Consider the following 13,974-nt stretch of genomic DNA (forward strand, 5'->3'; position numbering starts at 1 on the left):
TTGATACGCTTAAGCTTGGTTGAGCAGATACTGCACCAGCAGCGGAACGGGGCGTGCAGTCGAGCCTTTTTCCTTGCCTGTGCGCCAGGCTGTTCCAGCGATGTCGAGGTGCGCCCAAGAGTAAGCCTTGGCAAAGCGTGATAAGAAACACGCTGCCGTGACGGCCCCCGCTGGTTGACCACCAATGTTGGCCATATCCGCAAAGTTTGACTTTAACTGTTCTTGATAGGCATCGTCCAGCGGCATACGCCAAGCAGGATCGAGCGCTTGTTTGCCTGCGGCGAGGAGCGCCTCAGCCAAGGCATCATCGGTTGAAAACAGACCGGAATTCACAGCGCCCAGCGCCACGACGCATGCGCCTGTCAGCGTAGCGATATCGATCACAGCCGAGGGCTTGAAACGTTCGGCATAGGTGAGGGCATCGCACAAGATTAGACGACCTTCAGCGTCAGTATTAAGAATTTCGATGGTCTGGCCGGACATGCTGGTGACTACATCGCCAGGCTTGTTTGCCGTACCGCTTGGCATGTTTTCGCACGTGGGAATCAAACCAACCACTTCACCTGCCCATTCAATCTCGGCGATGGCGCGGAAGGTTCCGAGAACGCTTGCCGCACCGCACATGTCGAATTTCATTTCGTCCATCGTGCCAGCGGGTTTGATGGAGATTCCGCCTGTATCGAAGGTAATGCCTTTGCCGACCAGAACGATTGGTCCTTTACCTTTGGGGTCTTTTGCGGATTTCTTGGCGGCATCTTTACCCTTGTAGTGCATCACGATAAAGCGTGGAGGTTCGGCTGAGCCTTTTGATACAGATAAAAAGGAACCCATGCCAAGCGCTTCGATTTGCTTGCGGTCTAGCACGCTAACCTTGATACTTTTGAATGTGCGAGCCAATTTTTTAGCGGTATCACCCAGGTAGGTCGGCGTGCACAAGTTGCCGGGCATGTTGCCCAGCGTACGTGCAAGCGACATGCCCTGCGCGAGGGCGGCACCCTCTTTGAGACCTTGATTTGCTGCGCTTTGATCGGCTTTGGCCACAAGCAAAGAGATTTTTTTCAGTTTCGGACGCGCTTCCGGATCAGGTTTTCCAAAGCTCAGGTCGTAATGATAGGTTGCTTCGCCAACCGAGGAAGCAGCGATACGCGCGCGATCTCGAGGAGTGCTTTGTTCATAGGCAATGCCCGACAAACTTGAAGTGGCTTCAGTCAAGCGCGATTGCACGCAGAGATTGGCAAAGGCTCGCTCGGCGCTTGCCTGCGCGCGGGCGTTGTAGTCAGCTTGCTTACCTAAGCCAACCAGTACGACGCGTGCTGCAGTCACGCCGGTGAGATCTCGAAGAACGAGCGTTGTTCCTGGGCGGCCCTGGAACTCACTTTTGACTACGGCACGGACCGCACCCTGGCTCGCGCGATCGACGATGTCGGCTGTGGTGCTCAACACGCCATCGGTAAACACGCCGACGGCGAGTGCTGCGGTTTTAATCTGGTGGGGAGAAACGGTGACGACTGTGTGGAATTCCATGGATCCTGCCTGTTCGAGTGCGTAGAGAAGTGATTAAAAGTGTGGATCGATTATCTCGCATGTTTAGGCTATGCGGGTAGAGTTGAACAGCCTGCATAATCAATTCTGAGTCATAGTTTATTCTAATAAGTTATTTAGATTATTTTCTATATTACTTATAATCGTGTTGATAGGAGATTCAACATGAATTTGCAGCAGTTCCGCTTTGTTCGTGAAACCATTCGCCGGGATTTCAACCTCACCGAGGCTGCCCGTAGCCTCTTCACCTCACAGCCCGGGGTGTCCAAAGCTATTCTCGAATTCGAGGATGAGCTCGGGGTGCAAATTTTTGAGCGCCATGGCAAACGTATCAAAGGGCTCACCAAGCCTGGTCGAGCCGTGGCACAAGTCGTCGAGCGCATCATGCAGGAAATCGACAATCTCAAAAAAGTCAGTGATGAGTTCGCCAGACGTGACGAAGGCAGTCTGATCATTGCATGCACGCACACCCAGGCCCGCTATGTTTTGCCCAAGGTAATCCCCACTTTTAGAAAACATTTTCCCAAGGTGCATCTGTCTCTGGCAGAGGGCAGTCCTCCACAGCTTGCGCAAATGGTATTGAGTGGCCAGGCGGATTTGGCGGTGGCGACTGAGTCTTTGGCACTCACTCCCGGGCTTGAAACGATGCCTTGCTATGTCTGGGAGCACTCGGTCGTCGTTAAGCCCGATCATCCTTTGGCTGAGCTTGCCCAAAAAAAGGGTTTTGAACTCACACTCGAACATCTGGCAAGTTACCCGATCGTCACGTATGACAAGGCTTTTTCCGGACGACTGTCGATTGATCGAGCCTTTGAGGCGCAGAGCATTCGTCCGGACGTTGTGCTCGAGGCGATTGATGCCGACGTGATCAAAACCTATACGGATGTGGGACTGGGTATTGGCATTATTGCGGGGATGGCCTATGAACCTGCTCGCGACGGCCATCTTGTCAGTCTGCCTGCCGGTCACCTGTTCGGTCAGCAAACCACTAAGGTTGCACTGAAATCTGGCGTTTTTTTGCGGGATTACGTCTACACCTTTATTTCCATGCTTAACCCAGAGTTGGACGCTGAAAGCGTGCGTCAGTTAATCGAAAATAAACACGAATGAGTATTATTACGCTTGCTATTTAAATAAGAATCATTATCATTTAGTCTGTTACTATTTTTAGGAGCAGACGACATGTCAACACTCAGTTTTTCTTTTTCCGACGGTTCCGCGTTTAAATCTTCCAAAGGCTCTGCGCTCGGCAGCCCTGCACTGAGTCCGGCCCTCAGTCCTGCTCTCAGCGCGGTGGTGGTGGGCGCGGATCGCCTTGGAAACATCCCCGATCTTTTGCGTGGTCACAATATTTCGATCACCCATCACATTAGCGGTCGTGACCCGGCCCATCAAAAAAAGACACTTGCTCTACCCAGCGGGACTCAGATCGTGATTCTCTTGACCGATTTTTTGGGTCATAACGTCATGAAGACATTCAGGAATGCCGCACAAAAGTCAGGAGTCAGGGTCGTAGCCTGCAGACGCTCTGTCTGCGCGATGCAGCAGGCACTGGAGCAATGTGGATTGTGTGATTGCGCAGACTTAGCGCGATGCGATCAGCGTAGGATCTAGACGTCGGGCGCCCGTGTAACGGGCCGTCCAATAGCGAAGCGTCATGTCTTCGACGCGCACAACACTGCCACGTGTTGGTGCGTGGACAAATTTGTTTTGACCAAGGTAGACGCCAACATGGGAGTAGCGCGTGCCCAGTGTGTTGAAGAACACCAGATCACCCACCTGCAAGTCTTTTTTGTTGACCTTGTCGCCAAACTTGGCGATGTCATCGGCGCGGGGGGGGAGTTTTAGGCCAAGCGATCTCTGTGCCGAGTAGACTACCAGACCGCTACAGTCGAAACCAGTATCGGGGGATTTACCACCCCAACGGTAATTAATGCCGAGCTGATTGAGAGCCTGATTGGCCAGAGGGTGATCGATCAGTCCGAGACCCGCAACATACCTTGGGCCGGCTGCAAAAGCGCCAATCGGATCCGCAGCGTTACGCCAGTCGTAACCAGCTCGCTTGCCGCCCGAGCCATCTTGACCCGCACATCCCACCAGAACAGCCGCTCCCAAACACACGAATACCATGCGCGTGCTTTGCAGCATTTGCGTGGCGATCGAAATTGTTGAGGTTACGGTTGTTTGAAACGTCATCGTTCTAGGGCACTCAATCACTTAGAGCAGGCATTGTAACCTGCGAAACGGCGAAAAATTTATCAGTCAAACACACGAAAAATACCAAAACGGAAAGGCTCGTGAAAGCTTGACCTGTAACAATGTTAGTACAAAAAGCGTAAAAATTCCAAAAAAGCAGTCGGAGACAGCCATGAAGGCGGTTAAAAGCACCCATCATCAGTCCCTGAATGACAGGGACGCATTCTGGTCTAAAGAGGCGCAACTTGTCCATTGGGAAAGACCCTTTAATCAGGTTCTGGACTTTTCCAATCCCCCGTTTGCAAAGTGGTTTGTGGGGGGGAAGACCAATTTGTGTTTCAACGCGGTCGATCGCTGGCTGCAGACCCAGGCCGATAAGCCGGCTCTGATCTGGGTGTCGACCGAAGTCGAACAAGAGGAAATTTACACCCGTCGTCAAATCTACCAGGAAGTCAACGCCGTGGCCGCAATGCTGGCTGCTCAGGGGGTGGGTCAGGGCGATCGCGTCCTGATTTACATGCCAATGGTCCCGGCCGCAGTCTTTGCCATGCTTGCCTGCGCGCGGCTTGGCGCGATTCATTCGGTTGTTTTCGGAGGTTTTGCTTCGGTCAATCTTGCGCAGCGAATCGACGATGCCGCACCAAAAGTGATTATTTGCGCGGATGCCGGCTCGCGGGCAGGCAAAGTGACGCCCTATAAACCCTTGATGGATAAAGCGATTGCCTTGTCGACGCGCCCTCCGGAAAAGGTCATCGTCGTTAATCGTGGCTTGTTCCCCTTTGAGCCCGTTCCAGGGCGAGACCTGGACTACGACAGTCTGCGCAAGGAGTTTGCTGGTGTTGAGGTTCCCGTGACTTGGCTGGAGTCTTCGGATCCCAGCTACGTGTTGTATACGTCGGGGACGACGGGTAAGCCCAAGGGCGTCCAGCGCGACACCGGAGGCTATGCCGTGGCTCTGGCCTCTTCGATGCAGCGTATTTTTAACGGCAAACCCGGCGACACCTATTTATGTACAAGCGATATTGGCTGGGTGGTGGGACACTCTTATATTGTTTATGGCCCCTTGATCGCCGGCCAAACGACCATTCTCTACGAGGGGACGCCAGTGCGTCCCGATGGCGGCATTCTCTGGAGTCTGGTGGAGCGCTTTCAGGTCAATACGATGTTTTCTGCGCCAACAGCTATTCGGGTGTTGAAAAAGCAGGACCCTGGCTTACTCAAAAAATATGATCTTTCCAGCCTGCGTGCTTTATATATGGCGGGTGAGCCGCTTGATGAGCCGACCGCTCAGTGGATTGCGGACGGGCTTGGCAAGCCGATTATCGACAATTATTGGCAGACCGAGACTGGCTGGCCGATCTTGGCGGCACAACCCGGGATCGAGCATGTCGAGACTAAATTCGGTAGCCCATCATTTCCAGTCTACGGTTTTGATGTCCGGGTACTGGATGAGTAAACTGGCGAGGACCTGGGTCCTGAGGAAAAAGGCGTGGTAGCGATTGTTCCACCTTTACCTCCCGGTGCGATGACAACCATTTGGGGTGATGACGCGCGTTTTGTCGATACGTATTTTTCTTCCATTCCAGGTCGCAAGGTCTATTCGACTTTCGATTGGGGGCGAGTCGACAAGGATGGGTATTGGTTCATTCTAGGCCGCACGGATGATGTGATCAATGTGGCCGGTCATCGCTTGGGTACGCGCGAGATTGAAGAGTCGATTAATAGTCATCCCGCAGTGGCTGAATCGGCCGTGGTCGGGATCGCCGATGCCCTGAAGGGCCAGGTTGCGGTGGGTTTTGCCGTGTTGCGTGATCCGTCACTGTTTGCCGATACGGGCGCCCTGATGAAGCTCGAGGGCGATATCATGAAACTGGTGGATGAACAGCTCGGCCCGGTCGCCCGCCCGGCCCGCGTGCGTTTTGTCACAGCCTTGCCTAAAACCCGGTCTGGTAAAGTGCTGCGCCGGGCTATTGTGGCAGTATGCGAAGGGCGTGATCCCGGCGATCTCACCACAATCGAAGACCCAAGCGCACTTGAACAAATTAAGGACTCTATATGAAAACCAAAGTTGTATTGACTGATACCGATGTTTCCCTGATTCTCGATGCTGCCAAAGCCCACGCCCGTCAAAACAAGTGGGCGGTCACAATTGCTGTCGTCGATGATGGCGGCCACATGCTCGGTATGCAGCGTCTGGATGGCGCCAACACAATCTCGGCTTACATCGCTCCGGCTAAAGCTCATACAGCGGCTATGGGTGCGCGGGAATCCAAGATTTACGAGGATGTGATCAACAAGGGACGCATGTCTTTCCTGTCCGCTCCATTGTTGCAAGGCATGCTTGAAGGTGGTTTACCTATCCTTGTGGATGGCGTGACCATCGGTGCTGTTGGCGTCTCCGGCGTTCAGTCTCATGAGGATGCCCAGGTTGCCGCGGCTGGCATCGCAGCGCTGAAGATTTAAACAAAAACCCACTTCCTGACGGATGAAAGAGGAGACTTAATCCCATGTCTAATTCGATTCAATCGGTGATGATCGAAACGCGCGTATTTCCGCCACCAGCGGAATTCGCCAAACAGGCCAATGTTTCTCAGGCGGCCGGCTACCAGGCTTTGTTGGAGGAATCTGACCGTGATCCGGAAGGTTTTTGGGGGCGACTAGCCAAACAAGAGCTGCACTGGACCAAACCGTTCACCAAAGTGCTGGATGAGTCGCGCGCACCGTTTTACGAATGGTTTGGCGATGGCGAACTCAACGTCTCGGCCAATTGTCTGGATGCCAATCTGAAAAATGGCAACGCCAACAAAGTCGCGATTATTTTTGAGTCCGATAGCGGCGAGGTGAACAAGGTCACCTATCAGCAGCTTTATGAACGGGTGTGCCAGTTCGCCAATGGTTTGAAGTCGCTTGGATACAAGGAGGGTGATCGTTCGATTATTTACCTGCCGATGTCGGTCGAAGCTGTCGTGGCCATGCAGGCCTGTGCCCGTCTCGGTATCACGCACTCCGTTGTGTTTGGTGGATTTTCCTCCAAGAGTTTGCATGAACGCATCACCGATGTGGGCGCCAGTCTGGTGATTACTGCTGACGAACAAATGCGCGGTGGCAAAGCCATTCCACTCAAGCCCGCGGTGGATGAAGCACTCGCCATGGGTGGTTGCGAAGCGGTGCGCCATACGGTGGTGTACAAGCGTACAGGTGGCAAGATTGCCTGGGACGCCAAGCGTGACATCTGGATGCATGAGCTGTCTGCCAACCAGGCAAAAGAATGCCCAGCCGTTCCTGTCAATGCGGAGCATCCGCTGTTCATTCTCTATACCTCTGGTTCGACCGGCAAGCCTAAAGGTGTGCAGCACTCTTCTGGTGGTTATTTGCTGTGGGCAAAAATGACCATGAAGTGGGTATTCGATGCAAAAGCCAACGACATTTTCTGGTGCACGGCCGATGTTGGCTGGGTCACGGGTCATACTTATATCGCTTACGGTCCTTTGGCCGCAGGGATGACACAGATTGTTTTCGAGGGTGTGCCCACCTACCCGGATGCTGGACGTTTCTGGAAAATGATTCAGGACCACAAAGCGACGATTTTTTATACGGCACCCACAGCGATTCGTTCGCTGATCAAGGCCTCCGAGGCGAGCGAACCCCATCATCCCAAGTCCTACGATCTAACCAGTCTGCGTTTGTTGGGTTCAGTTGGCGAGCCCATTAATCCTGAGGCTTGGATGTGGTACCACAACAATGTCGGCGGTGGACGTTGTCCGATTGTCGATACGTGGTGGCAGACCGAAACAGGCGGGCACATGATCACGCCTTTGCCGGGTGCAACCACACTCAAGCCGGGCTCGTGCACCACGCGTTTGCCTGGTATCACTGCTGCGATTGTTGACGAGGTCGGAGGTGATGTTGAAGCGGGTCATGGTGGTTTCCTGGTGATCAAACGTCCTTGGCCCTCGATGATCAGAAATATCTGGGGGGATCCCGATCGTTTTGTAAAGAGCTATTTTCCTCCCGAGCTCGGCGGCTATTACTTGGCAGGCGATGGTGCCCAGTGTGACAAGGATGGTTGTTTCTGGATCATGGGACGGATCGACGATGTGCTGAACGTATCCGGTCACCGGTTGGGCACGATGGAGGTTGAGTCCGCGCTGGTCGCGCATCCGATGGTGGCTGAAGCGGCAGTCGTGGGAAGACCCGACGATACGACTGGTGAAGCGGTGGTCGCGTTTGTCGTGCTCAAGAGCGTCCGACCCGAGGGTGACGAGGCGGTTGCGATTGGCAAAGAACTGCGCAACTGGGTCGCCAAGGAAATCGGTCCTATCGCCAAACCAAAAGAAATTCGTTTTGGTGACAACTTGCCTAAAACACGTTCAGGCAAAATCATGCGTCGTTTGTTGCGCGTTGTGGCCAAGGGTGAGAAAGTCACTCAGGACGTCTCCACTCTGGAAAATCCAGCGATCCTGGATCAGCTCTCCAAACCAGTGTAAGCGTCAACGTAATAGCCACATGACGTGTGGGTTTAAAGGGTCTCGAGAGAGGCCCTTTTTGTTGCTGTGTACAAATGAAGGGTAGACTGCGACTCACCTAACTGGAGATCATCATGTCAATCGCGATTCTGATTGTGCTGCATTTGCTGGCTGCTTTAATCTGGGTGGGCGGAATGTTTTTCGCTCATAGTGCGTTGCGTCCAACTGCCGCGGATGTCCTGCAACCTCCTGAGCGTCTCACCTTACTGTGTGGCATTTTTAAAAGATTTTTCATTTGGGTCAAGGTTTCCATCCTTGTCTTATTTGTGACAGGTTTTGCCCTCATCTCTCTGATGGGTGCGCAAGCCAAGCTTGGCGGACATGTACATGCGATGTTGTTCATTGGCGTAGTCATGACAGTGATTTTTGGCTACATCTACGCAGTCCCTTTTAAAAAGCTCAAGGCCGCAGTTTTAGACAAGCAGTGGCCGACAGGCGCACAGGCTTTGGGCCAAATCCGCATGCTGATGTTGACGAATCTGGTGCTTGGCGTAGTGACTGTTGTGATCGGTGCAGGCGGCCGTTATTTCTGATCACATCTGATTGATTGATTTGGTTTTGCGTTAGCTGTTAAATTGCGAGTGAATTCAACCAAGGAGAAGTGATGAAACTCGTACGTTACGGCGCGAAAGGTAAAGAAAAGCCCGGCCTAATCGACAAAGAAGGCAAGTTGCGTGACTTGTCTGGTGTGATTTCTGACATCACGACCGAGCAGCTGTCCTCAGCCGCACTTGCCAAGCTCGCCAAAATCAAAACGAGCACCTTGCCTCTCGTGAAAGGTAAACCTCGGTTCGGTGTTCCACTTGCCAACGTGGGTAAATTTCTTGCCATTGGTTTGAACTACTCGGACCATGCCGCAGAAGCCGGCATGCCTTGTCCGAAAGAGCCCATCATTTTCTTTAAGGCCGATACCAGCTTGTCTGGGCCGAACGACAAGGTGATGTTGCCCAAAGGTTCCAAAAAATCAGACTGGGAGGTCGAGCTTGCTTTTGTGATTGGTAAAAAAGCGCGCTATGTCAGCAAGAAAGATGCGCTCAAGTATGTGGCGGGATATTGCCTGGTCAATGATGTTTCCGAGCGTGAATACCAGCTTGAGCGAGGCGGTACCTGGGACAAGGGCAAGGGTTGCGATACCTTTGGTCCTGTTGGCCCCTGGCTGGTCACAACAGACGAAATCAAAGATCCGCAAAATCTCGATATGTGGCTGGATGTGAACGGCAAGCGTTTTCAAACTGGCAACACCAAGACCATGATTTTTGATGTGGCCACGATTGTGAGCTATGTCAGTGAGTTCATGACACTGATGCCCGGCGATATCATCACGACCGGCACGCCACCCGGTGTGGGGATGGGCGTTAAACCCAAACCACGCTACCTCAAAGCCGGTGATGTCATGACCCTCGGCATCCAGGGTCTTGGCGAACAGCGCCAGGAAGTGATCGCGTTTAAAAAGTAAATTCAGGTCAGAAGCGGTCGCGAAGCGCCTGTGCGCAGAGCTTCACGGCCGTGTTGGCTTCGTCGAGGATACGACCCAGTGGCACAAAGCCATGGATCTGACGCGTAAAGCAAATGTATTGCGTCGGCACACCCGCAAGGGATAGTTTGTCTGCGTAGGCATAGCCTTCGTCATGCAAAGGATCAAAACCTGCTGTGATCACCAATGCAGGGGGCAAGTCCGAGTGATCGGGCGCAAGCATCGGTGAAGCTCGCCAGTCCCGCCGCATCCATGCTTCGGGCATGTAATGGCCGTAGAAATAATCCATTGAGTCTCGCGTCAACAAATAACCCTGACCGTTGGTACGCATGGACTCGCGTTCGCAACTGGCATCAGTCACGGGATAGATCAGAAGTTGCAGGACCGGCTTGAACGCGCCGTCTTGTTTCAAAGCCAAAGCGACCACCGCGGCGAGCTGGCCGCCTGCGCTGTCACCTCCCACAGCAATACGTGAGGCATCTATTTTGAGTGTGGAGGCATTCGCATGCACCCATTTTGTCGCGGCGATACAGTCGTCTGCCGCGGCAGGAAAAATGTGTTCGGGGGCGAGTCGGTAGTCTACGGAAAAGACTGCGCAGCGCGCCTGATTAGAGAGTGTTCTGCACAGCACATCATGCGTCTCGAGATCCCCGATCACATGACCACCGCCATGGTAGTACACCAAGGCTGGTAAAGTTTCCGATGGCGCGACGCCTAGTGGTCGATAGTGACGGACTTTGAGCATGCTCGCCGGTCCAGGTACCTGAATATCTAGCGCTTGCGCGACGTCTGGCGGATCGGGCTGGCTGAAAAAACGTCGTTCAGCATAAAAGATCCTCGCCTCAACCGGTTCGGTCGTGTGAACCGGTGGGATCCCTTTTTCAACAACGAGATCAATCAGAGCCTTGGCTTGTGGATCCAGCATGTGCGTGCCTCCAGTGTAAAGGTCTGAACAAACAGTTAGCGCAATTCGATCTCGACAAATACAACTTCGTGATCGCTTGCATTGATGACGTTATGGTTGACCCCGGCACCTCGTGTGTAGGACTTGCCCAGCACGAGTGGAAACTCCTTGAGTCCATCGGGTGTTTCAAGGTGTAACAGACCATTGGTGGTGGGCACCACGACATAATCGTGACCATGTGTGTGCCAGCCTGTTTCTGCGCCGGGCGCAAAGCGCCATTCCGTGACGATGACGCGCGCGTTATCGATCTGGGTGGTGGGAGTTGCTTGTGGACGTGTTGTCATGATGGTGTATGCCTGAGAAGTTACATGCCTGTGTAAACAGGTCCCTCGCCACCTTGCGGGGTGACCCAGACGATGTTTTGAGTGGGATCCTTGATGTCGCAGGTTTTGCAATGCACGCAGTTTTGCGCGTTGATTTGCAGGCGATCCGCACCCTGATCATCTTTGATGTATTCGTAGACACCAGCCGGACAGTAACGCGCCTCGGGTCCACCAAACTTTGCAAGGTTGATGGACACGGGGACAGAGGCATCCTTCAATGTCAGGTGGATAGGCTGGTTTTCTTCGTGGTTGGTATTCGAGATGAATACTGAGCTCAACCTGTCAAAGGTCAATACGCCATCTGGCTTTGGATAGTCGATCTTGACGCAATCCGCCGCAGATTTGAGACAGGCGTGATCTGGTTTATCGCGATGAATCGTCCATGGCATGTTCCCCTTGAGGAGCCATTGTTCGATCCCTGTCATGAGCGTGCCGACAGAGCGCCCTTTTTTGAACCACTGCTTGAAGTTACGTGCTTTATTTAGTTCAGTATGGAGCCATGAGCGCTCGAAGGCGGCAGGGTAGGCGGGCAGCTCATCGTGACTGCGCTGCGCGACGAGCGCATCAAACGCAGCTTCGGCAGCCATCATGCCGGACTTGATCGCGGCATGGCTGCCTTTGATGCGTGAGGCATTCAGGAAACCTGCCTCGCAGCCTACGAGCGCACCGCCAGGGAAAACCAGCTTGGGCAAAGACAGTAAGCCCCCCGCGGTAATGGCACGTGCGCCATACGCAATGCGTTTGCCACCCTCGAAGGTGCCGCGGATGGCGGGGTGTGTTTTATAGCGCTGGAACTCTTCGAAAGGTGAAATCCAAGGGTTGGCATAGTCCAACCCCACCACCATGCCGACTGCAACCAAATTATCCTTGAGATGATAGAGGAATGAGCCTCCATACGTATCCGCATCGAGTGGCCAGCCAGCTGTGTGCACCACAAGTCCGGGCCGCGATTTCGAGGGTTCGACCTCCCACAGCTCTTTGATGCCGATGCCGTAGCTTTGCGGATCGCGACCTTGGTCGAGCTTGAATTTTTCAATCAACTGACGGCCGAGTTGTCCGCGCGCGCCTTCGGCGAAGATGGTGTATTTGGCATGAAGCTCCATGCCTGGCTGGTATTGATCCGTGGGTTGACCGTCGCGACCAACACCCATATCGCCGGTTGCCACACCGCGTACGGCACCTTTGTCGTCATACAACACTTCGGCAGCGGCAAAGCCAGGAAAAATTTCAACGCCTAGTGCTTCGGCTTGTTCACCCATCCATCGGGCGACACTACCTAAACTAATGATGTAGTTACCATGGTTTTGAAAACACTCGGGAAGCAACCAATTGGGAGTTTTTTTGGATCCAGTCGGAGAAAGGAATAGGAACTCGTCCTCCGTCACGGGGGTGTTAAGGGGAGCGCCCATGGCTTTCCAGTCGGGCAGCAACTCGGAGAGGGCCTTGGGATCCATGATCGCACCAGACAGGATGTGCGCACCAATTTCGCTGCCTTTCTCGAGCACGCAAACTGAAATCTCGTGGTTGCGTTCTGCCGCGAGCTGCTTGAGGCGAATGGCCGTTGCCAGTCCGCCTGGACCGCCACCGACGACAACAACGTCGTATTCCATCGATTCACGTTCGGACATAAGAGTCTCCCTGCTTCCAAGTATGATGTTTGATTGTGGGGATTGTATTGCACGCGTGGTAGATTTCGGGCATACAAGGCTTGCAAAAGCATGAACCGACCCTTTCGCTTTTTTTTGTGGAGTAGGCGTTGACACAGACCGATGGCGCAGCCCGAATGCTTGAAGTGGGCGATATTTTTGATTTTGACTTGCCTATGCGTTGGGCAGATGCGGATGCCTTGAACCATCTGAATAACGCCAATTATTTTCGCTATATGGAAGAAGGGCGCATCCGGATGTTTTACGAGGGTAAGGTGCGGCAAAGCGCCCGTTATAGCCCGGTCGTTGTGCACTGCTCCTGCGATTTTAAAAAACCCATTACCTATCCCGCCCAGATTCGAGTCAGTCATCGGGTCGAGCGAATTGGGCGCTCGAGCATGGAGCATTCAGTGGACTTGTCGGTGATCCATCCCGAGGGTCTTGAGCTGTGCGCGCAGGGTAAATCGATTATGGTGTGGATGGATTTTGAATTAAACCGCGCCCATCCCTGGCCGGAAGATGTCTTGCAAGCATTGGCAAGCAGCATAAATCGTCGATAATCAAATCTTAGGTGACCTTTCAGGAGTCGTTCTGATGAACAAGCTGTATCCGAGCGCGAAAGACGCGCTGACCGATATTTTAAAAGATGGCCAGACCATTGGTGTGGGTGGTTTCGGATTGTGCGGGATCCCGGAGGCCTTGATTGCGGCCGTTAAGGAACTCGGCAGCAAAAATCTGACCTGCATCAGCAATAACGCTGGCGTGGATGGTTTTGGCTTGGGCATTTTGCTTGAGTCCCGCCAGGTTCGCCGCATGATTGCTTCCTATGTCGGTGAAAACAAAGAATTCGAACGCCAGTACCTTTCCGGTGAACTCGAGCTTGAGTTCACGCCACAGGGCACTCTGGCGGAGCGTTTGCGCGCTGGCGGATCGGGGATTCCCGCATTTTTTACCAAGACAGGCGTGGGGACCATTGTCGCGGATGGCAAGGAAGTGCGCGAGTTTGATGGTCAGCAGTACATCATGGAACGTGCATTGGTGCCTGAAATCTCTTTGGTTAAAGCCGAGGTCGCTGATCGCAGCGGGAACTTGATGTTTAGTAAAACGGCTCGTAACTTTAATCCGCCTGTCGCCATGGCCGGCAAGTTGACTGTGGTGGAGGTTGAGCGCGTGGTCGAAAACGGCGAGCTAGACCCTGAAAATATTCATTTGCCCGGTATCTATGTGCACCGCATTGTGATCAACGCAACGCCCGAAAAGCGCATTGAGCAACGCACCGTCCGCGCGGCGAACTAAGGAGAAA

Annotated in this window: 13 protein-coding genes and 1 pseudogene; 9 read left to right on the forward strand and 5 right to left on the reverse strand. The window is 53.4% G+C overall.

Annotation, left to right across the window (positions count from 1 at the left end; all coding sequences use genetic code 11):
* Positions 1-9 precede the first annotated feature (9 nt).
* Positions 10-1,524: a leucyl aminopeptidase gene (locus tag QWY27_RS06025; protein WP_290195723.1), complete on the reverse strand. Its 1,515-nt coding sequence runs from the start codon at positions 1,522-1,524 to the stop codon at positions 10-12.
* A 183-nt stretch (positions 1,525-1,707) separates the two neighbouring features.
* Between QWY27_RS06025 and QWY27_RS06030 the strand changes: the two genes are divergently transcribed.
* Together QWY27_RS06030 and QWY27_RS06035 are read left to right on the forward strand one after the other, a co-directional pair.
* A complete protein-coding gene (locus QWY27_RS06030) occupies positions 1,708-2,652 on the forward strand; it encodes a CysB family HTH-type transcriptional regulator (RefSeq protein WP_290195725.1) in 945 nt (314 codons plus the stop codon).
* 150 nt (positions 2,653-2,802) lie between these two features.
* Positions 2,803-3,156, forward strand: coding sequence for a DUF2325 domain-containing protein (locus tag QWY27_RS06035; protein ID WP_290195866.1), 354 nt, complete (start codon positions 2,803-2,805; stop codon positions 3,154-3,156).
* On the opposite strand, the gene QWY27_RS06040 is transcribed toward QWY27_RS06035, so the two are convergent.
* Positions 3,127-3,738 carry a C40 family peptidase gene (locus QWY27_RS06040; RefSeq protein ID WP_290195727.1) on the reverse strand — a complete coding sequence of 204 codons (612 nt, stop codon included), beginning with the start codon at positions 3,736-3,738 and terminating at the stop codon, positions 3,127-3,129. The two genes, QWY27_RS06035 and QWY27_RS06040, sit on opposite strands and share 30 nt — an antisense overlap.
* A 172-nt stretch (positions 3,739-3,910) precedes the next feature.
* Between QWY27_RS06040 and QWY27_RS06045 the strand changes: the two are divergent.
* The 5 genes and pseudogenes from QWY27_RS06045 to QWY27_RS06065 all read left to right on the forward strand — a co-directional run bounded on the left by QWY27_RS06045 (position 3,911) and on the right by QWY27_RS06065 (position 9,720).
* A pseudogene (locus QWY27_RS06045) lies at positions 3,911-5,797 on the forward strand (propionate--CoA ligase).
* Complete coding sequence (locus QWY27_RS06050; RefSeq protein ID WP_290195729.1) at positions 5,794-6,201, forward strand: GlcG/HbpS family heme-binding protein; 408 nt, start codon at positions 5,794-5,796, stop codon at positions 6,199-6,201. The pseudogene QWY27_RS06045 and the gene QWY27_RS06050 overlap by 4 nt, the downstream one beginning before the upstream one ends.
* Positions 6,202-6,245: 44 nt before the next feature.
* Positions 6,246-8,225, forward strand: coding sequence for an acetate--CoA ligase (gene acs / locus QWY27_RS06055; RefSeq protein ID WP_290195731.1), 1,980 nt, complete (start codon positions 6,246-6,248; stop codon positions 8,223-8,225).
* Positions 8,226-8,338: 113 nt separating this feature from the next.
* Entirely contained in the window at positions 8,339-8,797 is a 459-nt protein-coding gene (locus tag QWY27_RS06060; protein WP_290195733.1) for a CopD family protein, read from the forward strand.
* A 71-nt stretch (positions 8,798-8,868) separates the two neighbouring features.
* Entirely contained in the window at positions 8,869-9,720 is an 852-nt protein-coding gene (locus QWY27_RS06065) for a fumarylacetoacetate hydrolase family protein (protein ID WP_290195735.1), read from the forward strand.
* A 7-nt stretch (positions 9,721-9,727) separates the two neighbouring features.
* Here the strand turns inward: QWY27_RS06065 and lipP1 are convergent, their stop codons facing one another.
* From lipP1 to QWY27_RS06080, 3 genes are read right to left on the reverse strand one after another with little or no spacing between them, the layout of a single operon-like run.
* A complete protein-coding gene (lipP1, locus tag QWY27_RS06070; RefSeq protein ID WP_290195737.1) occupies positions 9,728-10,663 on the reverse strand; it encodes a LipP1 family hormone-sensitive lipase in 936 nt (311 codons plus the stop codon).
* A 35-nt stretch (positions 10,664-10,698) separates the two neighbouring features.
* Entirely contained in the window at positions 10,699-10,986 is a 288-nt protein-coding gene (locus tag QWY27_RS06075) for a cupin domain-containing protein (protein ID WP_290195739.1), read from the reverse strand.
* Positions 10,987-11,006: 20 nt separating this feature from the next.
* Positions 11,007-12,653, reverse strand: coding sequence for an electron transfer flavoprotein-ubiquinone oxidoreductase (locus tag QWY27_RS06080; RefSeq protein WP_290195741.1), 1,647 nt, complete (start codon positions 12,651-12,653; stop codon positions 11,007-11,009).
* A gap of 128 nt (positions 12,654-12,781) precedes the next feature.
* On the opposite strand from QWY27_RS06080, the gene QWY27_RS06085 reads away from it, so the two are divergent.
* Both QWY27_RS06085 and QWY27_RS06090 read left to right on the forward strand, forming a co-directional pair.
* Positions 12,782-13,231 (forward strand): acyl-CoA thioesterase, encoded by a 450-nt coding sequence (locus tag QWY27_RS06085; protein WP_290195743.1) that lies wholly within the window; start codon positions 12,782-12,784, stop codon positions 13,229-13,231.
* A 34-nt stretch (positions 13,232-13,265) separates the two neighbouring features.
* Positions 13,266-13,967: a CoA transferase subunit A gene (locus tag QWY27_RS06090; protein ID WP_290195744.1), complete on the forward strand. Its 702-nt coding sequence runs from the start codon at positions 13,266-13,268 to the stop codon at positions 13,965-13,967.
* The last annotated feature ends 7 nt before the right edge of the window (positions 13,968-13,974 follow it).

The sequence above is a fragment of the Zwartia vadi genome (genome assembly GCF_030410375.1).
In the GTDB taxonomy this organism is placed as follows: domain Bacteria; phylum Pseudomonadota; class Gammaproteobacteria; order Burkholderiales; family Burkholderiaceae_B; genus Zwartia; species Zwartia vadi.

Coding starts and splice junctions, on each gene's coding strand:
- QWY27_RS06080 (WP_290195741.1), bottom strand. CDS start 12,653: ATGTCCGAACGTGAATCGATGGAATACGACGTTGTTGTCGTCGGTGGC.
- QWY27_RS06040 (WP_290195727.1), bottom strand. CDS start 3,738: ATGACGTTTCAAACAACCGTAACCTCAACAATTTCGATCGCCACGCAA.
- lipP1 (WP_290195737.1), bottom strand. CDS start 10,663: ATGCTGGATCCACAAGCCAAGGCTCTGATTGATCTCGTTGTTGAAAAA.
- QWY27_RS06060 (WP_290195733.1), top strand. CDS start 8,339: ATGTCAATCGCGATTCTGATTGTGCTGCATTTGCTGGCTGCTTTAATC.
- QWY27_RS06030 (WP_290195725.1), top strand. CDS start 1,708: ATGAATTTGCAGCAGTTCCGCTTTGTTCGTGAAACCATTCGCCGGGAT.
- QWY27_RS06025 (WP_290195723.1), bottom strand. CDS start 1,524: ATGGAATTCCACACAGTCGTCACCGTTTCTCCCCACCAGATTAAAACC.
- acs (WP_290195731.1), top strand. CDS start 6,246: ATGTCTAATTCGATTCAATCGGTGATGATCGAAACGCGCGTATTTCCG.
- QWY27_RS06050 (WP_290195729.1), top strand. CDS start 5,794: ATGAAAACCAAAGTTGTATTGACTGATACCGATGTTTCCCTGATTCTC.
- QWY27_RS06075 (WP_290195739.1), bottom strand. CDS start 10,986: ATGACAACACGTCCACAAGCAACTCCCACCACCCAGATCGATAACGCG.
- QWY27_RS06090 (WP_290195744.1), top strand. CDS start 13,266: ATGAACAAGCTGTATCCGAGCGCGAAAGACGCGCTGACCGATATTTTA.
- QWY27_RS06065 (WP_290195735.1), top strand. CDS start 8,869: ATGAAACTCGTACGTTACGGCGCGAAAGGTAAAGAAAAGCCCGGCCTA.